We start from the raw sequence: 24,488 nt of genomic DNA on the forward strand, positions 1-24,488 counted from the left end.
CAGCGGTCTCGCACCCGTACCGTCTCTTCTCGGCCGGATCCCGAGGTTGTCATCAGTAAACAGCATCGGGGTGAAACTCCTGAAAAGGGACAGTATGTGACGTGATGTGATTTCCTGAAAGCCACCCGAGTGGAGCCGGGTGGGGGAACGCGCCGCTGGTTCGACGAGGAAAAGCTACCGCGCGGCGGGGTCCCAGGTGTGACGTACGGTCGGTCCAGGGCCCATCAATCGCTCAGCTTTCACTCGCCGGGGCGGCCGGGCCTTTTGACCGGTGCCACCAGGGGTTGCCGGGGGCATAACCGAGGGGACCAAGGGATGCAGGATCGTTCCGCCCGCCGCCGTTCGCGTACTGCGGCCGCCCTCCTGGCGGCTGTCCCGGTGCTCTGCACGGCCGTGCTGACGGGCTGTGACTCCGGGCCCGAGGGGACGACGAAGGGGGCGGCCGCGCAGCCTTCGGCCAGGCCGGGACCGGTCTGGGACCGTGAGCCGGGTTCGGTGGCCGCCGTCGGCGACTCCATCACCCGGGGCTTCGACGCCTGTTCCGTGCTGGCGGACTGCCCCGAGGTCTCCTGGGCGACCGGCACGGACCGCGAGGTGCGCAGCCTGGCCGTGCGGCTGCTCGGTGAGTCGGGGGCCGCCTCGCGCAGCTGGAACCATGCCGAGACGGGTGCCAGGATCGCGCAGTTGCCGGAGCAGATGGCGCTGGCCGCGAAGGAGAAACCCGATCTGGTGACGGTGATGATCGGTGCCAATGACGCCTGCCGGGACTCGGCGCGGTACATGACGCCGGTGGCTGATTTCCGTGCCTCGTTCGAGGCGTCGATGCGTCAGCTGCGGGCCGGGGCGCCCAAGGCGCAGGTGTACGTGTCGAGCGTGCCGGACCTCAAGCGGCTCTGGTCGACGGGGCGCGGCAACGCGCTGGGCAAGCAGGTCTGGAAGCTGGGGATCTGCCGGTCGATGCTGGGCGACGCGGACGACATGGGCGCGCAGGCGTCGGCCCGGCGCGCGTCGGTGCAGGAACGGGTCGTGGCGTACAACAAGGTGCTGCGGGAGGTCTGTGCGAAGGACCGGCGCTGCCGTTACGACGGCGGGGCGGTCTTCGACTACCCGTTCACCGGCAGGCAGCTCAGCCAGTGGGACTGGTTCCATCCGGGGCGCGACGGGCAGGCGAGGCTGGCGGAGATCGCGTACCGCAATGTCACCGCCGCCCGGCCGCCCGCGTAAGGTCCGTGATCATGGTCACTGGTTCGGGCACGGCAACGCGTACGGAAGACTTCGGGACCCTCGCGGACGGCAGCCGCGTGCACCGATGGACGCTGGAACGGGACGGTACGCGGGTACGCGTGCTGACGTACGGCGGCATCGTGCAGTCGGTCGAGGTGCCGGACCGGGACGGGGCGCGGGCCGAGGTCGCGCTCGGGCTGCCGGACCTGGCCGGGTACCGGGCGTTCCCCGGCCCGTACTTCGGCGCGCTGGTCGGGCGGTACGCGAACCGGATCGGCGGGGCCCGCTTCGAGCTGGACGGGCGCACGCACCGGCTGACGCCGAACGAGGGGCGCAACCAGGTGCACGGCGGGGCCGGGGGCTTCGACAAGCGCGTGTGGCGGGCGCGGGAGGTCGCCGGGGGTGTGGAGCTCTCGCTGGTCTCGGAGGACGGCGAGGAGGGCTTCCCGGGTCGTCTCGCGGTGTCGGCGGCCTACACCCTGGACGAGGGCGGGGCGCTGCGGATCGCGTACCGGGCGACGACCGACGCCCCGACGGTGCTGAACCTGACGAACCACACGTACTGGAACCTCGCGGGCGCCGGCAGCGGCAGCGCGCTCGGGCAGACGCTGCGGATCGCGGCCGGGCGGATCACCCCGGCGGACGCCGAGTCGCTGCCCACGGGCGAGTTCCTGCCGGTGGACGGCACCCGCTTCGACTTCCGTGAGCCGCGGCCGGTCGGCGCGGGCTACGACCACAACTTCGTGCTGGACGCGGCGGGAACGGGTCCGGCGGCCGAGCTGTACGACGCGGCCTCGGGGCGTGTGCTGACCGTGACGACGACGGAGCCGGGGCTCCAGCTGTACACGGCGGACCACTTCGACGGGCGGCCGTTCGGCCCGTGCGCCGGGATCGCGCTGGAGACGCAGCACTTCCCCGACTCCCCGAACCGGCCCGCGTTCCCGAGCACGGTGCTGCGGCCGGGCGAGGAGTTCGTCTCGACGACCGTGTACGGATTCACGGTGCGCTGACGGCACGGCAGGGGGACGGGCGCCGCTCCGTCCCCCGCCGCCCGGCCGCTACTCCTCGATGTCCACGGTCGCCGTCAGGCGTACGTCGGCGAGCGAGCGGGCCGCCTGCACCTCGTACGTGCCGGGGACGAGGATCCAGTCGTACGCCTCCTCGTCCCAGATCTGGTACGTACGCCGCTCCAGCGCGATCACCGTCTCGGCGCTCTCGCCGGGGGCCGCCTCGACCCGTGCGAAGCCGGCCAGCCAGCGGGCCGGGCGTCCGGCGGTGTCGTCCCGGGGGGCGAGGTAGATCTGGACGGTCTCGGCGCCCGGCCGGGTGCCGGTGTTGCGGAGGCGGACGGTGACGGAGTCCGGGCCGGCCGTGAGGTTCTCGTACTCCCAGGTGGTGTAGCCGAGTCCGTGGCCGAAGGGGTACGCGGGCGCGGTGCCCGCCTTCTCCCAGGCCCGGTAGCCGACGAAGACGCCCTCGTCGTAGTGGAGTTCGCCGTCGGTGGGGACGGTGTTCGAGACCGGGACGTCGGCGAGCGCGGCCGGCCAGGTGGTGGGCAGGCGCCCGCCCGGTTCACCGGCGCCGAGCAGGACGTCCGCGAGCGCGTGGCCGGCCTCCTGGCCGGGGAACCAGCCGAGCAGGACCGCGGCGACCTCGTCGCGCCACGGGAGCTCCACCGGGGAGCCGGAGTTGACGATCACGACGGTGTCCGGGTTGGCGGCGGCGACGGCCCGGACGAGGTCGTCCTGGTGGCCGGGGAGCCTCAGGTCGGTGCGGTCGAAGCCCTCGGACTCGACGCGTTCGGTGGTGCCGACGACGACGATCGCGGTGTCCGCGGCGCGGGCCGCCCCGACGGCCTCGGCGATCAGTTCCTGGGGGTCGCGGCGCGGGCCGAGGTGGCAGAAGGCGAACGAGACGCCGGGGATCGGCGCGTCGTCGCCCAGGGTCTCGGGGACCTGCCGCAGCGAGACCTCGACGGGCTCGCCCGCGGTGAGGGTGATCCGGCCGCGCTCCAGCGGGTTGCCGAAGAATGCCTCGCCGGGGTCGTCGGAGCCGGTGACGCGGTGGATCCCGTCGTACAGGGTCTCGCCCGCGACGGTGAGGGCGAGCGCCCCGGTGCCGCGGGTGCCGAAGACGTGCTCGCCGCTGTCGCGCGGGACGAAGGTGCCGGTGATCTCGACGGTGTGCAGCGTGGCGCGGGTCACGCCCTCGGGGAAGTCGTCGCCGATCCACTGGACGGTGCCGCCGGGCAGCGGTGCGGAGCCGATGACGGCTCCGGCTTCGTCGTAGCAGACGGCCTTGAGCTCGAACCCCTTCTCGGCGGGGGTGAGTTCGGTGTTGGGGTCGGCACCGACGCGGAAGTCGACGACGCCCTCGGGGAGGGCGGCGAGGAGGCCGTCGAGCGGGCTGACCACGTGGGACGGGAAGACCTGGGCGGAACCGCCGCCCAGGACCCGGGCGTCCCGGGCGAGCGCACCGCTGACCGCGACGGAGCGGACGGCCGCCGGGTCGATGGGGAGGGCTGCGCGTTCGTTGCGTACGAGGACGAAGGAGCGGCGGGCGATCTCACGGGCCAGCGCTTCGCCGTCGACGGCGGCGGGGCGGGCGGCCTCGTCGACGACGGGCGGGGCTCCGTCCAGGATGCCGACGCGGGCGGCCAGCCGCAGCACGTTGCGTACGGCACCGTCGACGACGGACTCCTCGACCTCGCCGGCCCGCACGGCGTCGGCGAGCGCCTTGCCGTAGACCGTCTTCGGGCCGGGCATCGCGACGTCGAGGCCGCCATTGGCCGCGGCGACGGTGGAACGGGCGGCCAGCCAGTCGGAGACGATGTAGCCGTCGAAGCCCCATTCGCCGCGCAGCACCGCGTTCTGCAGATAGCGGTGCTCGGTCATGGTGGAGCCGTTGACCCGGTTGTAGGCGGCCATGATGCCCCACGGGTGGGCGTTCTTGACGATGCGCTCGAACGGGGCGAGGTAGATCTCGCGCAGGGTGCGCGGGGCGACGATGTTGTCGACGGTGAAGCGGTCGGTCTCGGCGTCGTTGGCGACGAAGTGCTTGACGGTCGTGCCGACCCCGCCGTCCTGCACGCCGAGCACATAGCCGGTGCCGATCTCGCCGGTGAGGTACGGGTCCTCGCTGTACGTCTCGAAGTGGCGCCCGCCGAGCGGGGAGCGGTGGAGGTTGACGGTCGGGGCGAGCAGGACATGGACCCCCTTGCGGTGGGCCTCCTGGGCCAGCAGCCGGCCGGCCCGGCGGGCCAGGGCCGGGTCCCAGGTCGCGGCCAGCGCGGTGGGCGAGGGCAGCGCGACGGACGGGTCCTCGGCGCTCCAGGCGACGCCCCGGACGCCGATCGGCCCGTCGGACATCACCAGGGAGCGCAGCCCGATGCCGGGCAGCGCGGGCAGCGACCACATGTCCTGGCCGGCCAGCAGCCGCGCCTTGTCGTCGAGCCCGAGCGCGGCGAGTGCCGCGTCGACCGCGGCCTCGCGGGCCGCATCGGAACTGGTGGGTGTGGACGCGCCTGCCACGGCCGTACCTCCTCGTCGGAACCTGGACTGAATGCCTCCATACTGACCCCATGACAGGTAGACCAGTAGGTTTCGTTATCACTCCGTGACATTCGAATGGCGTACGGTCCGCAGTGCAGGACCGATGGAGCGCCGAAAGGGGCCGGGGCGATGGTGCGGGGCAGGAGTACGGAGCGGCGGGCCGAGATCGTCCGGGCCGCACTCGAAGTGATCGCCGAGCGCGGCTACCGCGGCGCCTCGCTGAGCGCGGTCGCCGAGCGGGTCGGGCTCAGCCAGCAGGGGCTCCTGCACTATTTCCCGACCAAGGAGGCGCTGCTCGTCGCCGTGCTGGCGGAGCGCGACCAGTGGGACACCGGCGGCTCCGCCCGGAGCGACGGCGTCTGGCGGATCGAGCTGCTGGCCTCGCTGGTGGAGTACAACGCGATGCGGCCCGGCATCGTCCAGACGTTCTCGGCGCTGCTCGGCGAGAGCGTGACCGAGGGGCATCCCGCACGGGAGTTCTTCACCCGCCGCTACACCCAGGTCCGGTCGAGCATGGCGGCGATACTGCGCGCGGAGTACGGCGAGCGGCTGCCGGGCGGACTGACCCCGGAGCGCGCGGCCCCGCTGCTCGTGGCGGTGCTGGACGGGCTCCAGTACCAGTGGCTGCTGGACCCGGACTCGGTGGACATGCCCGCGGCGTTCGGCGACTTCCTGGCGCTGTTGCAGCCGCCGGAACCGGAGGCCGCGAAGAACCCGCAATCATGACATGGCCTGCGGCGACACACAGCGGTACCTGATCAACTCGCGCCCCCTGCGGGTGATTTCGGGCCGCTCTACGCGCGTCCGGCGCAGGGCACCCCTCCGGGCACCCCAGGGTTGACGCATGACTACCGAGCCAGCCGGACCCTCCTCCGGCCTGCCCTCCCGCCGCACCCTGATCACGGGTGCCACCGCCGGTGCCGCCGCGTTAGCCGTCGCAGCCGCTTCGGGCACCGCGAGCGCCGCCGTGCCCGGTGCCGCCGGCTCCCCCGCCGCGCCCGCCCCCGCGGCCACCGGATCGGACTGGAACGCCTGCCTGACCGTCGCCCGCGCCATCCTCGTACGCGACGAGCAGGACCGGCCGCTGGTCCCGCACTACCGCGACATCCTGCTCTCCAAGGGCCTGCCGCGCAGCCGCAGGAGCCCCAAGAAGGTGCTGATCGTCGGCGCCGGCCCGGCCGGGCTCACCGCCGCCCATCTGCTGCGCGAGGCCGGGCACACCGTCACCGTCATCGAGGCCAACGGCAACCGCGTCGGCGGCCGGATCAAGACCTTCCGGCAGGGCGGCCACGAGAAGGCGAAGGCACCGTTCGCCGACCCGAAGCAGAACGCCGAGGCCGGCGCGATGCGCATCCCCGACATCCACCCGCTGGTCACCGGCCTCATGGACGGCTTCGACCTGAAGCGCCGCCGCTTCCACCTGGTGGACGTCGACGCCGAGGGCAAGCCCGTCAACCGCACCTGGATCCACGTCAACGGCATCCGGATGCGCAAGGCCGACTACGCGGCGAAGCCCCAGGCGATCAACCGCTCGTTCGGGGTCCCCGCCGCGTTCGAGAACAAGCCCGCCGCGGCGATCGTGCGGGACGCCTTCAAGCCCGTGCGGGAGGAGTTCGAGGGCAAGGAGGGCCGGGAGCTCGTCGAGGGCTGGGCGCGGGTGATCCAGCGCTACGGGCACTGGTCGATGTTCCGCTTCCTGACCGAGGCGGCCAAGCTCGACGAGCGCACCATCGACCTCGTCGGCACGGTCGAGAACCTCACGTCCCGGCTCCATCTCGCCTTTGTGCACAGCTTCATCGGGGCCTCCCTGATCAGCCCGGACACCGCGTTCTTCGAGCTGCCGGGCGGCACCGGCGTCCTCGCCGACGCGATGTACGCGCGGGTCAAGGACCTGGTGCGGCTGGACCGCCGGGCCACCAGGATCAGTCACGGCACCGACGGTGTCGAGGTCGAGACGGTCTCCGAGGGCCGCGACGGCAGGCCGCTGGTGCGTCAGACCTTCCGCGGCGACCGGGCGATCATCACCGTGCCGTTCTCCGGACTGCGCCACATCCCGGTCACGCCCGCGCTCTCGTACGGCAAGCGGCGCGCGATCACCGAGATCCACTACGACGCGGCGACCAAGGTGCTGCTCGAATTCAGCCGCCGCTGGTGGGAGTTCGAGGAGAAGGACTGGAAGCGGGAGCTGGAGCGGATCAAGCCCGGTCTGTACGACGCCTACCGGCTGGGCAAGGCACCGGCCGACGGCTCGCTGCTGGGCTCCCACCCCTCCGTGCCGTCCGGCCACCTCCCGCCCAACCAGCGCGTGCACTACGCGGCGTACCGGGCGACCGCCCGCAACCAGCCCGAGGCGGCGCACGTCATCGGCGGCGGATCGGTCACCGACAACGCCAACCGCTTCATGTTCCAGCCCTCGCACCCGGTCGAGGGCAGCGCGGGCGGCGTCGTCCTCGCCTCGTACAGCTGGGCCGACGACGCGCTGAAGTGGGACTCGCTGGACGACGACGAGCGCTACCCGCACGCCCTGGGCGGGGTGCAGGACGTGTACGGGCAGCGCGTCGAGGTCTTCTACACGGGCGCCGGCGCCACCCAGTCGTGGATGCGCGACCCGTACGCGTACGGCGAGGCGTCGGTACTGCTGCCGGGCCAGCACACCGAACTGTTCGCCGATGTGCGCTCGGTCGAGGGGCCGCTGCACTTCGCCGGCGACCACACCTCGGTCAAGCCGGCCTGGATCGAGGGGGCGCTGGAGTCGGCGGTCAGGTCGGCGCTGGAGGTGCACAGCAGCTGACCCGGGTCCGGCGGGGCGTCGCTCAGCGGGCCAGACCCAGGGTGACGCCCAGCCCGACGAGCACCGATCCGATGCCCCGGTTGAGGACCTTCTGCCACCTCAGCATCGAGGTGCGCAGGCGCGAGTTCGAGAAGAACAGCGCGACCAGGGCGAACCAGCCGAAGTGGGCGGCGGACATGAACAGCCCGTAGCCCGCCTGCTGCCACACCCCGGTCCCGGGCCCGACGACCTGGGTGAAGGTCGACACGACGAAGAGCGTGGTCTTGGGGTTCAGCGCGTTGGTGAGGAAGCCGGTGCGCAGGGCCCCGAGCCGGGTCAGCTGCGGCCTGGTCTCCAGATCGACCTCGACGTCCCCGCGGGCGAAGAAGGTCCGCACCCCGATGTAGACGAGATAGGCCGCGCCGACCAGCTTGATCGCGGTGAACAGGGCGGTCGACGAGGCGATCAGCAGCCCGACGCCGAGCATCGTGTACGTGACGTGGACGAGCACGCCCGCGGCGACCCCGGCGGCGGCCATGAGTCCCGTCGTACGGCCGTAGAGGTAACTGTTGCGGACGACCATCGCGAAGTCCGCACCCGGGCTGATGACGGCGAGGACGGTGATGACGGCGACAGCTATGAGCTCGGTCATGGGCGGTTGGTCTCCTCAGTCCTTGTCGAGCGTGTACGGGCCGGGTGCAGGGTCCTCGTCCTCGTCCTCCGGCCCCACCAGGTCGCGCGCCAGCAGGGTCGCTCCGGCGACGGCGCCCGGCATCAGGAGCACGGCGACGAACGGGATCAGGAAGGCGAGCCCCAGCGGTACGCCGAAGCCGAGGGTCAGCAGGCGGCGGCCGCGCAGCAGGGCGAGCCGGTCCTTCAGGACCATGCCGCGGCGCTGGAGCGCGACGGCGGTGAGTTCCTCGGCGAGGAAGTAGCCGGTGACGCAGAAGCCGAGTGCGGGGACGACGGTCTGGCCGAGCACCGGGATGAACCCGAGGGCGAAGAGCAGCACCGAGTAGAGCCCCACCCGCACCAGGATGCGGACGCTGTCGCGGGCGGAGATCCACAGCTCCCGCCAGAGCGGCAGCCCGGACTCGGGCACCTCGCCGCCCTCGGTGCGGTCGACCTGTTCGGAGAGGGACTCGTAGAAGGGCTGGCCGATCAGGAGCGTCACGGCGGTGAACGTGATCACGGCGAGGAAGAGCCCGAGGCCGAAGACCAGCACGGTCAGGGTGGTGCGGAGCAGGCCGAGCCAGGGCGAGGACCAGCCGTCGGCGAACGGGGTCGCCCAGTCCACCAGGTCGTCGGCGCCGTAGCCGAGACCGACCAGCGCCGCCACGTACAGCACGAGGGTGATCAGTCCGGGCAGCAGCCCTATCCCGAACCACCGGCCGTGCCGGCCGACCCAGCGCTGTCCCTTTATCAAGTAGCCGAAGCCCGCCCCTAGATCACGCATGGCGTCAGCGTACTGGCGGGAAGGGGCGGGGCCGCACGGGCCGTTGCCGCGCACACGCCCGAGGGCCGCACCCCTTCGCGGGGTGCGGCCCTCGGTCCGCTGCGAGCGGGGCGGTCAGGCGACCGACAGCTCGACCTTGATGTTGCCCCGCGTGGCGTTCGAGTACGGGCAGACCTGGTGGGCCTTCTCGACGAGCGCCCGCGCGGTGTCGGTGTCGACGTTCGGGATGGTGGCGCTGATCGCCACCTCCAGGCCGAAGCCGCCCTCGGCCGTCTTGCCGATGGAGACCTCGGCGGTCACCGTGGAGCCGGAGATGTCGGCCTTCTCCTGGCGGGCCACCACGCCCAGCGCGCCCTGGAAGCAGGCGCTGTAGCCGGCCGCGAAGAGCTGCTCGGGGTTGGTGCCCGCGCCGCTTCCGCCCATGGCCTTGGGCGGGTTGACGATCACGTCGAGGTTGCCGTCGTCGGACGAGACGCGGCCGTCACGGCCGTTCTCGGCGGTGGCGACGGCGGTGTAGGCAACGGTTATGTCCTGAATGGTCATGCTGAGGATTCCTCCTGCTGTGCGCCGCGACTCGCGCCCACGATCGCGACGGCCTGTGGATGAGCCTAACGGGTGCGCCGGGGCGGCTGTCAGGCGAGGGAGACGATCATCTTTCCGGTGTTCTCGCCGCGCAGCAGACCGAGGAAGGCGTCGAAGCCGTTCTCGATGCCCTCGACGAAGGTCTCGCGGTACTTCAGCTCGCCCGAGGCCAGCCAGCCGGCGACCTCCTGGACGAACTGCGGCTGGAGCGCGGCGTGATCGCCGACGAGCATGCCCTGGATGCGCAGCCGCTTGCCGATGACGAGGGCGAGGTTGCGCGGGCCGGGGGTCGGCTCGGTGGCGTTGTACTGGGCGATCATTCCGCAGACGGTGACGCGGCCGTGCAGGTTGAGCGAGGAGATCGCCGCTTCGAGGTGCTCGCCGCCGACGTTGTCGAAGTAGACGTCGATGCCGTCGGGGGCGGCCGCGCGCAGCTGCTCGGCGACCGGGCCGTCGTGGTAGTTGAAGGCCGCGTCGAAGCCGTACTCCTCCACGAGGAGCTTGACCTTCTCGTCGGAACCGGCGGAGCCGATGACCCGCGAGGCTCCCTTGATCCTCGCCATCTGGCCGACCTGGCTGCCGACCGCACCGGCCGCGCCGGAGACGAAGACGGCGTCGCCCTCCTTGAAGGAGGCGACGTCGAAGAGGCCCGCGTAGGCGGTGAGCCCGGTCATGCCGAGCACCCCGAGGTAGGCGGAGAGCGGGGCGAGCGAGGCGTCGACCTTCACGGCGCGCTCGGCCGGGAACTCGGCGTACTCGCGCCAGCCGAGGCCGTGCAGGACGTGGTCGCCGACCGCGAGGCCCTCGGCGTTCGAGGCGATGACCTCGCCGACCGCCCCGCCGTCCATGGGGCGGTCGAGCTCGAAGGGCGGGGTGTACGACTTCACGTCGTTCATCCGGCCGCGCATGTACGGGTCGACCGAGAAGTACAGATTGCGGACGAGGACACGGCCCTCGCCGGGAGCGGTGACCGGGGCCTCACGCAGCGCGAAATCCTCGGCCTTCGGCCAGCCGTGGGGGCGGGCGACGAGGTGCCATTCACGGCCGGACGTGGGAAGTGCAGCTGACATGGGCTCGGGTTCTCCTCAATGTCCTACGGGGTGGGGGAAGCTCCGTCCGGGGCGGTGGGAGCCGCACCCGGGGAAGCGAAATACTTCATGTAGTGAAACAACCATGCTCCTGAATATTTCATGTTGTCAAGCAACGGGTTATCCTGGGTGTCATGGCCACCCCTCGCACAGACCCTCTGACCCTCGAAGTCGTCGAGCTCATCGGCACTGTCGTGGCGCGCTACTACGAGGAGTACGACGAGGCGGCGGCAGCCCACTCGCTCACCGGTGCGCAGGCGCGGGTGCTCGGGCTGCTCTCGCTGGAGCCGATGCCGATGCGCAGGATCGCCCAGAAGCTGAAGTGCGAGCCGTCGAACGTCACCGGCATCGTCGACCGGCTGGAGACGCGCGGCCTGGTGGAGCGCAGGCCGGATCCGGCCGACCGGCGGGTGAAGCTGGCCGCTCCGACGGAGCTGGGCGCGCGGACCGCGCAGCAGCTGCGCGATTCGCTCACCTTCGCCCGGGAGCCGCTGGCCGAGCTGTCGGACGAGGACCGGACGACGCTGCGGGACCTGCTGCGCCGGATGCTGGGCGAGCCGGGCCCGTCCGCCGGGTAGGCCCCGGGGAACGCGGTGTGGAACCGTTGGATCCATGACCGCACCCTTCGGCCCCCGTGAGTTCCAGCTCGTCCTGCTGCGCCGGATGGCCGATCACCAGCCCGGCCTCGTCGAGGACGCCCGGCACGAGCTGAGCGCCTCGCTCGCCGAGATGCGCGAGGCCAACCGCCGCTGGCAGGCCATGGTGCGGGCGCCCGGCGGACGGGGCGCGCTGCGCCGCTACCGCTCGGTGCTCGGCGCACCGGAGTCGTCCGTGCGCCGCACGATCGGCGATCTGGAGTGCGACGCGCTGCGGTGGCCGGTGCCGCTGTGGCCGGATCTCCGGTTCGAGGTGATGGTCGCGCCGGGCGGCGCGGTGTGGAACGAGTGGCTGGTCCGGGCCCCGGGGGCGCCCGCCCCCGAGCTGCGTACGGTCGAGGATCTGCGCCCCTGGTCCGGCACGGTCGACGAGGTCGCGCGGGCCTTCGCGCCGGCCCGCCCGATGGAGGGCAGCGCGCCCACCCGGTGGGCGCTCGCGATCACCGGGCCGGGAACGGGCGAGCCGTACGTCGCCGAGTTCACCTGGGGCCTGTTCCAGCGGCTGCTCCCGGGCTGAACGACGCGCGGCCGCCCCTCCTGCCGGCCTGTCAGCTCCGTACCTCCTACGGCTCAACCCGGCGCGCGCCACGACTCCGAACGGCGCACGATGCGAGGGAGAGCCGGCTGCCGCCGGTACCGTCGTCCGCGCACTCGGGAGAACCTGCCGTGACCGTCAGCCTTGAGCAGCTGCGCCGTTGCCATGTCGCCGTCGACCTCGGGGCCGCCCGGACCCGGGTGTACGTCAAGGGTCTCGGGCTCGTCGTCGACGAGCCGAGCGTCGCCGCGGTGAACACCCGTACCGGGTCGCTCATCGCCGTCGGCGCGCTCGCCGAACAGATGACGGGACGCACCCCCGACTACATCCGGGTGGCCCGCCCGGTCACCGGCGGGACGGTCATCGACATCGAGATGGCCCAGCGGATGCTCCGCCACCTGCTCGGCGAGAAGCTCCGCCGCCAGCTGCGCCGCAAGCCCCGGCTGCGGGCCGCCGCCTGCACCCCGCACGACAGCGATCCGCTCGCCCAGCGGGCCGCCGTCGAGACGCTGGTCGGGCTCGGTGCCCGGCGGGTCGAACTGGTCGACACCCTGATCGCGGCAGCCGTCGGCTGCGGGCTGCCGGTCGAGCAGCCGACCGCCTCCATGATCATGGTGTGCGGGGCCGCGACCACCCAGATCGCGGTGCTCTCGCTCGGTTCGATCGTGACCGCCGTCCGCATCCCGATCGGCGGCGACGCCATCGACCACGCGGTGATCCAGCATCTGCGGCAGCACCACGCGCTGATGCTGCCGAGCCAGTCGGTGCGCCCGCTGCAACTCGCGCTCAGCGGCGGCGGCCTGACCTCGAAGGGGCCCGCCACGACCGAGATCCACGGCCGTGACGTGGCGACCGGGCTGGCCCGCTCGGTGGAGGTCGACACCGCCGCCGTACGGCAGGCCATCCACGCCCCGCTCACCGCGGTCCTGGACGGGCTCGGCACGATCCTGCGCGACTGCCCGCCGGACCTGGTGGCCGACCTCGTGGACTGCGGAATCATGATGGTCGGCGGGAGCGCGCTGCTGCCCGGGCTCGACCAGATGCTGCGGGACGCGACGGGCATGCCGGTGAACATCGCCGAGCGCCCGGACGTCTGCGCGGTGCTGGGGCTCGGTGCCATGCTGGACGGAAAGATCGAGCCGATGGTCCTCGACCCGCTCGCCTGCTGAGCACGACCCCGGGGGTGCGGCGCATGACCGACGACACGACGGACACGGCCGCGCAGCCGTCCGGCGAGCAGACCGACGCGGCGGAGCCGGCCCCTCACAAGTCCCCGCTGTCGGTGCTCCTGGAAGCGGTGCTGGGCATCGGCTCCGATCTCGAACTGCGGGTCATGCTCCAGCAGATCGTGGACACCGCGACGGCGCTGACCGGCGCCCGGTACGGCGCGCTCGGCGTGCTCGACCCGGAGCGCGACACCATCGGCGAGCTGTACACCACGGGGCTCGACGCCACCGAGCGGCAGCGGATCGGCCGGTTCCCGGACGGGCACGCGGGAATGCTCGGCGCGCTCGCCGACGGGCCGGGGCCGCTGCGCCTCGACGACCTGACCGCCGACCCGCGGGCCGGCGGGGTACCGCCCGGCCACCCGCCGATGCGCTCCTTCCTCGGGACGCCGATCCGGGTCCACGACCAGGTCTTCGGCAACCTCTGCCTCACCGAGAAGCACACCGGCCGGTTCACCGGACCGGACGAGGCGGTGCTGAGGGCGCTGGCCGCGCAGGCCGGCATCGCGATCGCCAACGCCCGGCTGTACGCGGCGGCCCGGCAGCGGGAGCGCTGGATCGAGGGGGCGGCCGCCGTCACCACCGCGCTGCTGACCGGCGGGAGCGCGGCCGACGCGCTGATGACCGTCGCCGAAGGGGCCAGGACGCTCGCCGACGCCGGCGCCGGGGTCATCCTCCAGCCCGACGAGGCGGGCGGGATGGAGATCGTCGCCGCTTCCACGCTCGACGACCCGGCCGGGATCGTCGGTACGGCGATCGAGCCCGGCTCCGCGGTGCTGGTCCAACTGCTGGGCGGGGAGCCGGTGTTCATCGAAGACTCGGCGACGGATCCGCGGATGACGACGCATGTGCGCTCGCGGTTCGGTCCCAGCATGATGCTGCCGTTGCAGAGCGGCGGGCGGCTGATCGGCACCCTCGCCCTGCCCCGGCGGCGCGGCGACCGCCCGTACACGGCGGTGGACCGGCTGCTGGCCACGCAGTTCGCCTCGCAGGCCGCGCTGGCGCTGGTCCTGGCGGACGCCGGGCACGACCGGGAGCAGCTCGCCGTGTACGAGGACCGGGACCGGATCGCCCGCGATCTGCACGACCTCGTGGTCCAGCGGCTGTTCGCGACCGAGATGATGCTGGAGTCGACCCGCCGCCGGACCGCCACCCCGGAAACGGACGAGCTGCTGGGCAGGGCCGTCGACGAACTGGACTCCACCATCCAGGAGGTGCGGACGGCGATCTTCGCCCTTCAGCAGCCGCCCGCCGAGGCCCCCGCCACCTTCCGGGGCCGGGTGCTGCGGGAGACCGGGGGCGCCGCCGCGGTGCTCGGCTTCCCGCCGTCGGTGCACTTCACCGGGGCGGTCGACGCGCTGGTCGGGGAGCCCGTGGCCCGGCAGCTGCTCGCCGCGCTGCGCAGCGCCCTCGCGGCCGCGCACCGGCGGGCCGGGGTCTCGGCGATCGAGGTGGAGGTGGACGCGACCGCCGTTCTCCCGGACGGGCGGGCGGCGGTCCGGCTGACGGTCGCCGGCGACGGGCGCGAGGAGGACGGCTCGCGCCCGCCGGCCGTCACCTGGCAGGCGCCGCTCTGAGCGCGACCCGGGTGCTGGAGTGGGCGACCCCGGCCTCCCGCTTGAGCCGGCGCAGCAGTCCGTCCAGGGCGGCGGTGTCGGCGACGGCGGCCCGCACGAGATAGTCGTGGCCGCCGGTCACATGGACCACTTCGGTGATGCCGGGCAGGGAGAGCACCGCCCGCTCGAACACCTCGTTCGTCGTGTCGATCCGCAGCGTCACGTCGATGAAGACGACGAGCCCGGTACGGGTGTCGGCGGCCGGGTCGATGATCACGGTGAAACCGCGGATGACGCCGTCGCGGCGCAGCCGGCGCACCCGGTCGGCCGCCGCGTTGGCGCTGAGCCCGACCCGTACGCCCAGATCGCGGTACGAGATCCGGGCATCCTCCTGGAGGATGCCGAGGATTTCTCTGTCCAGACGGTCCATACTGCGATTGTCGCAGCTTTGTCCGGTTCGTGACTGGGCAAGTCGTGTCGGGCGGCACCCCCGCCGCCCGCTCCCGCCCCGGGGCCGGCATGACCCGCATGGCGCATTCCGGCGGGCCCGGGGCCTGCCCCCGCCCTTGACTGAGGGGGTGGATACCGCCGTCAAGCAGTCCCCCGCCACGGTCGACGCGCCGTCCGCGGCCGCCTATCGCAATCTCGTGATGGCCACGATCGGGTTCGGGCTCACCTTCTGGGCCTGGAATCTGATCGCGCCGCTGTCCGGGGACTACAAGGACCGGCTGGGGCTGACCTCGTTCGAGCAGTCGCTGCTGGTGGCGGTGCCGGTGCTGGTGGGGTCGCTGGGGCGGATCCCGGCGGGCGCGCTCACCGACAAGTACGGCGCGCGGCTGATGTTCCCGCTGGTCTCGGCGCTCACCATCGTGCCCGTACTGCTGCTGATCCCGGCGCGGGACTCCTACGGCGCGATGCTCGTCGTGGGCTTTCTGCTGGGCCTGGGCGGCACCACGTTCGCGATCGGCATCCCGCTGGTCAACTCGTGGTTCCCGCCCGCCAAGCGGGGCCTCGCGCTCGGGATCTTCGGCATGGGGATGGGCGGCGTCGCCCTGTCCGGGTACTTCACCCCGAGGATCGCCGGGCACGGCGACAACCTGCCGTACCTGGTGGTCGCGGCGGCGCTCGTGGTGTACGCGGCGCTGGCCGCCGTGCTGATCAGCGACCGCCCCGACCGCCCGGTGCCGACCGCCTCGCTCGCCCACCGGCTGGCCGACGCCGGACGGCTGCGGGTCACCTGGGAGCTGTCCGCGCTGTACGCGATCGGCTTCGGCGGCATCGTCGCGTTCGGCGTCTACCTCCCCACGTATCTGAAGACCTGGTACGACCTGTCGCCCACCGACGCCGGCACGAAGGCCGCCGGGTTCGCCCTGGTCACCGTCGTCTTCCGGCCGATCGGCGGCTGGCTCTCGGACCGTGTCCACCCGGCCGTGATCACGGCTGCGGCGCTCGGCCTGGCCGCCCTGATGGCGATCGTCCAGGCCTTCGACCCGCCACTGGCCCCGGGCGGCACGATCGCGCTGCTCTGCATGGCGGCGGGTCTGGGCACCGCGAGCGGCAGCGTCTTCGCCCTGGTCTCGCAGGTCACACCGCAGGCGAAGGTGGGCAGCGTGACCGGGATCGTCGGCGCGATGGGCGGTCTGGGCGGCTTCGTGCCACCGCTGGTGATGGGGGCGATCTACAGCGCGAAGGGCTCGTACTCGATCGGCTTCATGCTGCTGTCCGACCTGGCGCTGGCGGGCTGCGTGTACGCGTACGGCCGCATGCGGGGACTCCGGCGGGAGTAGGGACGGTCACGTGCGGCAGCCCTTAGGGTGCGGTGGGTGACTCCTCTTCTGTTTGTGCCGGATGACGGTTCGACCCGGGAAGCCACCCGGTTCGGCGAACACACCATGACCTACGAGCGGTTGGCCGCCGCCTCCACCGCGCTCGCCGCGCGCATCGCCGGCGCCGGGCGGGTCGCGGTCTGGGCCACCCCCACCCCCGGGACGGTGGTCGCCGTCGTGGCCGCGCTGCACGCCGGGGTGCCCGCGGTTCCGCTCAACCCGAGGACGGGGACGCGCGAACTGGCCCACATCGTGTCCGACAGCGAACCGACCGTGGTGCTGGCCGGGGCGGGCGACCCGCTTCCGCCGGTGCTGGAGGCGCTGGGGCGCATCGACGTCGACACCGGCCCGGGGGGCCGCGGCGCCGCGCTGCCCGAGCCCTCCCCCGAGTCCCCCGCGCTGATCGTCTACACCTCCGGCACCACGGGCCCGCCCAAGGGCGCGATCCTGCCGCGCCGGGCGATCGCCGCCTCGCTGGACGCGCTGGAGGACGCCTGGCAGTGGACCGGCCAGGACGTGCTGGTCCACGCCCTGCCGCTGTTCCATGTGCACGGTCTGATCCTGGGCGTGCTGGGGCCGTTGCGCCGGGGCGGATCGGTGCGCCACCTGGGCAGGTTCTCCACCGAGGGAGTGGCCCGGGAGCTGTCGTCCGGCGGCACCATGCTCTTCGGCGTGCCGACGATGTACCACCGGCTGGCCGAGGCCCTCGACGGCTCCGGCCCCGGCGCGGCCGGACTGGCGAAGGCGCTGGCCGGGGCCCGGCTGCTGGTGTCCGGGTCGGCCGCGCTGCCGGTGCACGACCACGAGCGGATCGCGGCGGCCACCGGCCGCCGGGTCATCGAGCGGTACGGCATGACGGAGACCCTGATGAACACGGGCGTCCGGGCCGACGGCGAGCCGCGCCCCGGAACGGTCGGCGCACCCCTGCGCGGGGTGGAGCTCCGCCTGGTCGAGGAGGACGGCACCGTCCTCGCGGCGGGCGCCACCGGCCCCGACGCCATCGGCGAGATCCAGGTGCGCGGCCCGAACCTCTTCACGGGCTATCTGAACCGCCCCGACGCGACGGCCGCCGCACTCACCGGGGACGGCTGGTTCCGTACCGGGGACATGGCCACCCGGGACGCCGACGGCTATGTACGGATCGTCGGGCGCAAGGCCACCGACCTGATCAAGAGCGGCGGCTACAAGATCGGCGCCGGGGAGATCGAGAACGCCCTCCTGGACCACCCCGGCGTCCGCGAGGCCGCCGTCACCGGGGAGCCGGACCCGGATCTGGGCGAGCGGATCGTCGCCTGGGTGGTACCGGCCGACCCGGCCGCGCCGCCCTCCGCCCAGGAGCTCGCCGGCCATGTGGCCGCCCAGCTGTCCCCGCACAAGCGCCCGCGCACGGTCCGCTACCTGGACGAACTGCCCCGCAACGACCTCGGCAAGATCATGAAGCGGTCGCTCCATGCGTGACCGGCTGACGGCGAGAGCGGCGATCGCGGCACTCACCGACGACTTCGAGGAGGCCCCGGCGCCCGGGGACCCCGTCGTGCCCGGCCACGACGGGGACGGGCCCCTGGCCTGGTCCGGGTACGCGGACTCCCGGGCCCGGGCCGCGGCCCGGACCGGCGAGGACGAGTCCGTCGTCCACGGCCTCGCCTCCGTCGGCGGCCGGCGCTGTGTGCTGGTCTCGTTCGAGTTCGGGTTCCTGGGCGGTTCGCTGGGGCAGCGCACCGGGGACCGGCTGGAGGCCGCGTACGAGGCCGCCCGGACCCGGGCGCTGCCGCTCGTCTCGCTGATCGCGACGGGCGGCAGCCGGATGCAGGAGGGCATGGTCGCCCTGACCCAGCTCCAGCGGGTGGCCCGCGCCTCGGCGCGGCTGCGGGCGGCGGGCCGGGCGCAGCTCGCGGTCCTGCGCGACCCGACGACGGGCGGCGGCTGGGCCACGCTGGGGGCGGGCGCCGATGTGATCCTGGCGCTGCCGGGCGCCCAGGTCGGGTTCGCCGGCTCCCGGGTGCGGCCCCCGGACGCGGACCCCCACGCGTACACCGCGGAGGGCCAGCTGGCGGCGGGGCAGATCGACGCGGTCGTGCCGCGCGGGGAGCTCCCGGGGACGGTGGCGCACTGGCTGCGGGCGCTCCACGCCCCGGCCTCCCCCGCGCTCCCCGCCCCCGTGCCGGACGCCCTGTCCGCCACCGGCCTCCCGGGGAGCGGCTGGGAGGCGGTCCGGCAGGCCCGCTCGCCCGCCCGGCCGCGCGCCGAGGCGTATCTGGACGCGTACTTCGACCATCGGCTCCCGCTCGGCGGCGACCGCTGCGGGGGTACGGACCCGGGGCTGCTCTGCGGTTTCGGGCGGCGCGAGGGCCGGTCGATCGCGTACGTCGCCCAGTGCGGCACCGCGACCCGCCCGGCCGGATACCGTGCGGCGGCGCGGGTGATCCGGCTGGCCGGCCGGCTCGGCGTCCCCGTGCTCACCCTGGTCGACACCCCGGGCGCGGCGAACGACGCGGAGGCGGAACGGGCGGGTGCGGGTGCCGCCATCGCCGATGCCTTCGCGGCGATGGCCGAGGCCCGGGTCCCCGTCACCACCCTGGTGATCGGCGAGGGCGGTTCGGGCGGCGCGCTGGCACTCGCGGCACCGGGGAACACCCATGTCACCCGGGACAGCTACTTCTCGGTGATCGCCCCGGAACTGGCGGCGGCGATCCTCAAGCGCGCCCCGCAGGAGGTGCGTGCCACGGCCGACCAGCTGCGGCTGCGCCCCCAGGACCTGGTGGAACTGGGCTTCGCCCGCTCGGTGGTGGGGCCGGCGCGGGAGTGAGGCGGGAACGTCAGGGCTGCGGGTCCCGCGCGTCGTACCGCGCGAACCCGCGCCACCGCAGCGCCAGCAGGGCCACGGCGACGACACAGGCGATCCCGCCGCCGGTCACCGCCAGGGCGGGCGAGGTCAGGTCGGCGACCGATCCCGCCACGAAGTCGCCGAGCCTGGGCCCGCCCGCGACGACGACGATGAACACGCCCTGGAGCCGCCCGCGCATCTCGTCCGGCACGGCGGCCTGGAGCATGGTGTTGCGGAAGACCATCGAGGTGGTGTCCGCGCATCCGGCGAGCGCCAGGAAGAGCAGCCCGAGCCAGAGCTGCCGGGTCAGTCCGAAGACCGCGATGGCGGTGCCCCAGCAGGCGACGGCGATCAGCACGGCGAGACCGTGGCGGCGCACGCGCCCCAGCCAGCCGGAGAACACCCCGCCGAGCAGCGCGCCGAGCGCCGGGGCGGCGACCAGCAGTCCGGTGGTCTTCGCGTCGCCGCCGTACCAGAGGACGGCGACGACGGGGAACAGTGCCCGGGGGTGGGCCAGCAGCATGGCGCACAGGTCGGTGAAGAAGGTCATCCGGAGGTTGGGCCTGGTCCCGAGGAAGCGCAGCCCGTCCGCGACGGACGCCCGCTTGTCCCCCGCGCCCTCCTCGCGCTGCGGCAGCATGGCGGGCAGCCGCCACATCGCGTGGAGCGCGGCGGTGAAGGTGATGGCGTCGACGGTGTACGCGGCCCGGTAGCCCCACCAGCCGACGACGAGTCCGCCGAGCATCGGCCCGACCAGCGTGCCGGTGGTGCTGGTCATGGAGCTGAGGGCGTTGGCGGCGGGCAGCTGCTCGGGCGGCAGCAGCCGGGCGATCATCGAGCTGCGGGCGGGCGCGTTGACCGCGAAGCAGGCCGCCTGGAGGCCGACGATCGCGTACAGCAGCCCCACCTGCTCCACCCCGGCGACGGTGACGGCGACGAGGGCGACGGAGAGCGTGAACGACCCGGCGGAGCTGGCCAGGCCCAGCTTGCGGCGGTCCATGGTGTCGGCGACGGCCCCGCCGTACAGCCCGAAGACGACCATCGGCAGGAACGAGCAGAATCCGATGAGCCCGACCGAGAAGGCGGATCCGGTGATGTCGTAGACCTGGAGCGACACGGCGAGCGAGGTCATCCCCTGCCCGATCCAGGAGACCGTGTTCCCGAACCAGAGCCGCCGGTAGTCGGGCGAGCTCCGCAGAGGTGTCAGATCGGCGAGTATGCGGGTACGGGGGGCGGGTCCTTCGGTCGTTTCGGTCACGCCGGATGGTAACGACCGGGTCGGTCCGTACGGTTGGGGCCCTGCGCCGGGGGCGGGCTACCTCCAGTGGATTCCTGACGGCCGCGCAGGCTGGTACACCGTTCCGTTGTGCGGCCCGGTGCGGCGCTCGAACAGCGTGGCGTACAGGCCGCTCCTGCCGAGCAGTTGGACGTGGGTGCCGGACTCCACCAGCCGCCCCTCGTCCAGGACGAGGATGCGGTCGGCGTCCGCGGCCAGGGCCAGGTCGTGGCTGATCACGATGGTGGTGCGGCCCCGGGCCAGCCGCCGCAGGGGTTCCAGGATGCGCTCCGCGGCCAGCCGGTCCAGTCCGGTGGTGGGCTCGTCGAGGAGGAGGACGGGTGCGTCGCGCAGCATGGCGCGGGCGATGGCGATGCGCTGCAACTGGCCGCCGGAGAGCCGGGAGGTGCCGGTGGATATGACAGTGTCATATCCATCCGGAAGGGCCTCGATGAACGCGTGGGCGTCGGCCGCCCGCGCGGCCCGCACGACGTCGTCGTGGCTCGCGTCGAGGCTTCCGCAGCCGATGTTCTTCTCGATGGTGTCGTGCAGGACGAGGGTGTCCTGCGGCAGCAGAGTGACGTTCCGGCGGAGGTACGTCAGCGGCATCCGGTCCACGGACACGCCGTCCAGCCGTACGCTGCCGGTGTCCGGGTCGTAGAACCGCAGCAGCAGCGCCGCCAGGGTCGACTTGCCCGCACCGCTGGGGCCGGTGATGACCAGCAGTTCCCCAGGACTTGCGGTGAACGAGAGGTCCCTGAGCACCATCTCGCTGTTGCCGGGGTAGTGGAAGAACACCTGGCGCGCCTCCACCTCGCCCAGCGCCCGGCTCCGCGGCGGCACCGGCACGGAGTCGCCCGGGTCGGTGACGGCGGGCTCGGAGTCGAGGATCTCCAGCAGTCGTTCGGCGCCCGCGGTCGCGGCGGTGGCGGTCAGACCGAGCTGGCCCAGCGAGCGGATCGGCGGGTAGAGGTAGCCGATGAAGGCGGCGAAGGCCAGGAGCTGTCCGAGGGTCATCCGGCCGGCGGAGATCTCCCACGCTCCCAGGCCGATGATCGTCAGGACGCAGAGCGTTTCGAGGACCTCGATGAACTGCTCGTAGAACTCGGTGAGACGGACGGCCCGCACCGCGGTCCGCAGCCGGACCCGCGCCTTGCCGCTGAGCCGGTCCTCCTCGTCCTGCTGCCTGTTGTACGCCTGCGTCATCACGACGTTGACCAGCGTCTCCTCGACCACGGCCGTGATGGCGCCGTCCGCCGCACGGCCACGCCGGGAGACCGCGCGCAGCGGCCCGGCGAACCCGCGGGTCGCGAGCACGAGGATCGGGACCATGACGAAGGTGGCGAGGGCCAGGTCCCAGCGCAGCCACACGGCCGCCGCGGCGTAGAAGATGGTGCCGAACAGCGCGGACGCCGCCCCGACGATGCCGGAGACCACCAGCGCCTCGATGGCCTCCACGTCGCCGGTCAGCCGCTCCACCAGGTCGCCCCGGCGATTGCGCTGGAAGAAGTGCGGCGGGAGCTTCTGGAGATGGCCGAACACCCGGGCCCGCAGCCGCAGCACGAAGCGTTCGGCGGTCCAGGCCGCGAGCGAACTGCCCAGGTACCCCACCACGGCACCGGCGACCGCCACGGTGAGCCACTGACCGGCGGGCGTCCAGAAGGCGCTGACGTCGCCGCTCTGCAGCGCCTTGTCGGTGAGCTTGGCGAAGAGCAGGACGGTGATGGTCTCCGCGAGGGCGGCCAGGACCGCACAGAGGAAGATGACGACGAGCCAGCGCCGGTCGCCTGCGGTCAACGGCCAGAAACGCCGGAAGGACGCAAGGATGCTGACGGGGTCGGTACGGATCGGAACATCCGTCACCGGGTCCTCGGGCGGCTCCTCGGTACGGGCGGAACGCTTGAGCGGGCTGTGAAAGCGCATGGGCATCACCTCACAGAGGTGCTCGGACCATCGTCCGTGGCCATGGGAACGGGCGCAAACGACGAGGCGGACCCGCGCTGTGCGCGAGCCTGCCTCGAGTAGGGGTCAAGGATCGGGAGTGAAGGGTGTCAGTAACCCCAGCCGCCCCCACGTCCACGGCCGCCGAAGCCGCCGTAGCCGCCACGGCCGCCGAATCCGCGTCCGCCGTAACCGCCACGGCCGCCGTAACCGCCGTAACCGCCACGGCCGCCGAATCCGCGTCCGCCGTAACCGCCGCGGCCACCGTATCCGCCGCCCCGGTCCCTGTGGTCGAAGATGCCACGAACCTTCATCTTCGCCTCCTCTGGAGGAGTTCGTTGTGCCGCTCCTTGCTCCTGACTGCGGCACTTCCGACACTACGTCGGACCCCTGGGACCAACAAGTCGTAGAAGCGGTAATCAACGATTTAACGGGACGAAATACCGTATTCCTTCGGAGCGTTGTCAAAAGTGACTCTCCGGGCACCGTTCGGACGGTGTGCCCGAGGAGCCGGGGGGAATCCGTGACGCCTTGCACGAAACCCAGTCAGAAGGTGGTTCCGCAGAAGGCTGCCGCAGAGGCGCCGAACAGCCGGTCCGCGTTCGCCGGCGCCTTGCTGTCGATCACCCGCAGACCACCGATTCCGGCCAGAGTTGCGAAGCTCGTGGTTCCGAGGTAGGCCATGGCCAATGCGTCCACGCCCATCGACAGTTGCGCCTGATCCGATGTCGCTTCCACACCGTCGGGCGAGATGCGATAGCTCCCGGTGTTGGCGGGCAGAAGCTCGTCACGCACCTCCAGCACCAACGGTTCGCCGTCACCGTAGGAGCGCGCGTCGAGCGCCTTCGGCAGGTCGACGAGCCGCAGCCACAGGTCGTCGTTGAGCGAGTGGGTGCGGCAGGCCCGCCAGTCGTCCAGCATTCCCTCGACGAGCTCGTCGGTCGGCCGGCGCCGCGCACACACTTCCTCGACCAGGTCCACGCCGAGCAGGAAGCGCCACAGACCCGCGACCGCCTCCGGATTCGCCGCGTGGAAGTCCGTGACCATCAGCGTGACGCGGGCACCGGAGTCCCCGCTCTGCATGGTCCGGTACACGGCGAAGCCGTCGTCGCCGTCCGGCCCGGAATGCACGGCGACCACGGGACTCCTGGCCGACTTCGCCAGCGGCTCCCACGTGGCCTTCCACCAGGCCGCGGAACGCCCGATCACGCCCGGCCGGTAAGGGCCGAGACGTTCGTACAGCCGAGGCAGCAGGCCGGCCGAGGACGCACCGCCGATCAGCCGCACATCGCCGCCGCAGGGCACCTCGGGCCGCAGCCGGGCCTCTCGCGGGTACAGCCGCACCGCGCGGGACAGATTGCCGACCCCGTGCCCGAAGCGGCGGTAGATGGTCGCCTCGCTCACCCGGCTGCCCACCACGGGGAACCCCTGTTCCACGGCCAGGTCCAGGCATTCACGCTCCAGCCGGGTGAAGATTCCGCGCCGCGTGCGGTCGGCGCGCACCCCCTTCCCGGTGGCCGCCGCCATGGGCACGGTCGCGCCGCCGGGCAGCGCGAGCCGTGACCGCTGCAAACGGCTCGTACCGACCAGTTCCCCCTCCAGGTACGCGCCCAGAGCCAGCCCGGGTTCATGAAGATCCTGTGCGTATGCCCACTCGCCGTCGGAGACCGGAGGGGCGTGCTGCGAGCCTCTCGCCAGGTCATGAGCGGCTCGGTGGTCCGACTTCGCAAGAACTCGGACATCGACCTCTGCCATGGTCCGCCCTCCCGGCACTCGACGCTGCTGCGCGCACCCTGCGTCCACCCGCTATAGCCCCCCTATACGCGCAGCTTCCGCCGGGCCGGCGAGAAGAACCGAGCGGGCGTACCGGCCCGCAGAGGCCCTCCGGCCGTCCCCGGCCCGACCGGGGGACGGGGCCGGGTATAGCGCGGGTATAGCCGAGGGGCCGACGCTGGGGAACGCCGTACCGTGGCCGCC

The 24,488-nt window shown here is 72.7% G+C and carries 21 protein-coding genes; 11 read left to right on the top strand and 10 right to left on the bottom strand.

What is annotated here, in order from left to right; all coding sequences use genetic code 11:
- Positions 1–315 precede the first annotated feature (315 nt).
- Complete coding sequence (locus tag AB0D53_RS13795) at positions 316–1,224, top strand: SGNH/GDSL hydrolase family protein (RefSeq protein ID WP_362444718.1); 909 nt, start codon at positions 316–318, stop codon at positions 1,222–1,224.
- 11 nt (positions 1,225–1,235) lie between these two features.
- Positions 1,236–2,234 carry an aldose epimerase family protein gene (locus AB0D53_RS13800; RefSeq protein WP_362444720.1) on the top strand — a complete coding sequence of 333 codons (999 nt, stop codon included), beginning with the start codon at positions 1,236–1,238 and terminating at the stop codon, positions 2,232–2,234.
- A gap of 48 nt (positions 2,235–2,282) precedes the next feature.
- Here the strand turns inward: AB0D53_RS13800 and AB0D53_RS13805 are convergent, their stop codons facing one another.
- Positions 2,283–4,754 (bottom strand): glycoside hydrolase family 3 C-terminal domain-containing protein, encoded by a 2,472-nt coding sequence (locus tag AB0D53_RS13805; RefSeq protein ID WP_362444723.1) that lies wholly within the window; start codon positions 4,752–4,754, stop codon positions 2,283–2,285.
- A 150-nt stretch (positions 4,755–4,904) separates the two neighbouring features.
- Here AB0D53_RS13805 and AB0D53_RS13810 point away from each other — a divergent pair, with 150 nt between their 5' ends.
- Both AB0D53_RS13810 and AB0D53_RS13815 read left to right on the top strand, forming a co-directional pair.
- Positions 4,905–5,501 (top strand): TetR/AcrR family transcriptional regulator, encoded by a 597-nt coding sequence (locus AB0D53_RS13810; RefSeq protein WP_362444726.1) that lies wholly within the window; start codon positions 4,905–4,907, stop codon positions 5,499–5,501.
- 118 nt (positions 5,502–5,619) lie between these two features.
- On the top strand, positions 5,620–7,566 hold the full coding sequence (locus AB0D53_RS13815; RefSeq protein ID WP_362444729.1) for an FAD-dependent oxidoreductase: 1,947 nt from the start codon (positions 5,620–5,622) through the stop codon (positions 7,564–7,566).
- Between the two features lie 22 nt (positions 7,567–7,588).
- Here the strand turns inward: AB0D53_RS13815 and AB0D53_RS13820 are convergent, their stop codons facing one another.
- The 4 genes from AB0D53_RS13820 to AB0D53_RS13835 form a co-directional block, all read right to left on the bottom strand.
- On the bottom strand, positions 7,589–8,197 hold the full coding sequence (locus tag AB0D53_RS13820) for a LysE family transporter (RefSeq protein WP_362444733.1): 609 nt from the start codon (positions 8,195–8,197) through the stop codon (positions 7,589–7,591).
- 15 nt (positions 8,198–8,212) lie between these two features.
- Entirely contained in the window at positions 8,213–9,001 is a 789-nt protein-coding gene (locus AB0D53_RS13825) for an EI24 domain-containing protein (protein WP_362444736.1), read from the bottom strand.
- A 114-nt stretch (positions 9,002–9,115) separates the two neighbouring features.
- Complete coding sequence (locus AB0D53_RS13830; protein ID WP_362444739.1) at positions 9,116–9,544, bottom strand: organic hydroperoxide resistance protein; 429 nt, start codon at positions 9,542–9,544, stop codon at positions 9,116–9,118.
- A gap of 89 nt (positions 9,545–9,633) precedes the next feature.
- Positions 9,634–10,653, bottom strand: a complete 1,020-nt coding sequence (locus AB0D53_RS13835; RefSeq protein WP_362444742.1) for an NADP-dependent oxidoreductase — start codon at positions 10,651–10,653, stop codon at positions 9,634–9,636.
- Positions 10,654–10,805: 152 nt separating this feature from the next.
- Here AB0D53_RS13835 and AB0D53_RS13840 point away from each other — a divergent pair, with 152 nt between their 5' ends.
- From AB0D53_RS13840 to AB0D53_RS13855, 4 genes are all read left to right on the top strand, one after another.
- A complete protein-coding gene (locus AB0D53_RS13840; RefSeq protein ID WP_362444745.1) occupies positions 10,806–11,249 on the top strand; it encodes a MarR family transcriptional regulator in 444 nt (147 codons plus the stop codon).
- Between the two features lie 34 nt (positions 11,250–11,283).
- On the top strand, positions 11,284–11,844 hold the full coding sequence (locus tag AB0D53_RS13845) for a hypothetical protein (protein WP_362444748.1): 561 nt from the start codon (positions 11,284–11,286) through the stop codon (positions 11,842–11,844).
- Between the two features lie 149 nt (positions 11,845–11,993).
- Positions 11,994–13,031, top strand: a complete 1,038-nt coding sequence (locus AB0D53_RS13850; protein WP_362444751.1) for a rod shape-determining protein — start codon at positions 11,994–11,996, stop codon at positions 13,029–13,031.
- A gap of 23 nt (positions 13,032–13,054) precedes the next feature.
- The gene (locus AB0D53_RS13855) at positions 13,055–14,665 is read left to right on the top strand and encodes a GAF domain-containing protein (RefSeq protein ID WP_362444754.1); all 1,611 of its coding nucleotides are present in this window, start codon (positions 13,055–13,057) and stop codon (positions 14,663–14,665) included.
- Here the strand turns inward: AB0D53_RS13855 and AB0D53_RS13860 are convergent.
- Entirely contained in the window at positions 14,643–15,074 is a 432-nt protein-coding gene (locus tag AB0D53_RS13860; protein ID WP_072483521.1) for an Lrp/AsnC family transcriptional regulator, read from the bottom strand. The genes AB0D53_RS13855 and AB0D53_RS13860 overlap by 23 nt on opposite strands.
- 148 nt (positions 15,075–15,222) lie before the next feature.
- Here AB0D53_RS13860 and AB0D53_RS13865 point away from each other — a divergent pair, with 148 nt between their 5' ends.
- From AB0D53_RS13865 to AB0D53_RS13875, 3 genes are read left to right on the top strand one after another with little or no spacing between them, the layout of a single operon-like run.
- On the top strand, positions 15,223–16,431 hold the full coding sequence (locus AB0D53_RS13865) for an MFS transporter (RefSeq protein WP_362444758.1): 1,209 nt from the start codon (positions 15,223–15,225) through the stop codon (positions 16,429–16,431).
- 36 nt (positions 16,432–16,467) lie between these two features.
- Positions 16,468–17,928: an acyl-CoA synthetase gene (locus AB0D53_RS13870; protein ID WP_362444761.1), complete on the top strand. Its 1,461-nt coding sequence runs from the start codon at positions 16,468–16,470 to the stop codon at positions 17,926–17,928.
- Positions 17,921–19,276, top strand: coding sequence for a carboxyl transferase domain-containing protein (locus AB0D53_RS13875; protein ID WP_362444764.1), 1,356 nt, complete (start codon positions 17,921–17,923; stop codon positions 19,274–19,276). Before AB0D53_RS13870 ends, AB0D53_RS13875 begins: the two co-directional genes overlap by 8 nt.
- 10 nt (positions 19,277–19,286) lie before the next feature.
- Here the strand turns inward: AB0D53_RS13875 and AB0D53_RS13880 are convergent, their stop codons facing one another.
- The 4 genes from AB0D53_RS13880 to AB0D53_RS13895 all read right to left on the bottom strand — a co-directional run bounded on the left by AB0D53_RS13880 (position 19,287) and on the right by AB0D53_RS13895 (position 24,266).
- A complete protein-coding gene (locus AB0D53_RS13880) occupies positions 19,287–20,552 on the bottom strand; it encodes an MFS transporter (protein WP_362444768.1) in 1,266 nt (421 codons plus the stop codon).
- Between the two features lie 57 nt (positions 20,553–20,609).
- Positions 20,610–22,493 carry an ABC transporter ATP-binding protein gene (locus tag AB0D53_RS13885; RefSeq protein WP_362444771.1) on the bottom strand — a complete coding sequence of 628 codons (1,884 nt, stop codon included), beginning with the start codon at positions 22,491–22,493 and terminating at the stop codon, positions 20,610–20,612.
- Positions 22,494–22,621: 128 nt separating this feature from the next.
- A complete protein-coding gene (locus AB0D53_RS13890; protein WP_362444776.1) occupies positions 22,622–22,825 on the bottom strand; it encodes a hypothetical protein in 204 nt (67 codons plus the stop codon).
- 232 nt (positions 22,826–23,057) lie between these two features.
- Positions 23,058–24,266, bottom strand: a complete 1,209-nt coding sequence (locus AB0D53_RS13895; protein ID WP_362444779.1) for a GNAT family N-acetyltransferase — start codon at positions 24,264–24,266, stop codon at positions 23,058–23,060.
- Positions 24,267–24,488: the final 222 nt, after the last annotated feature.

This window comes from Streptomyces sp. NPDC048295 (assembly GCF_040652135.1).
Taxonomy (GTDB): Bacteria; Actinomycetota; Actinomycetes; order Streptomycetales; family Streptomycetaceae; genus Streptomyces.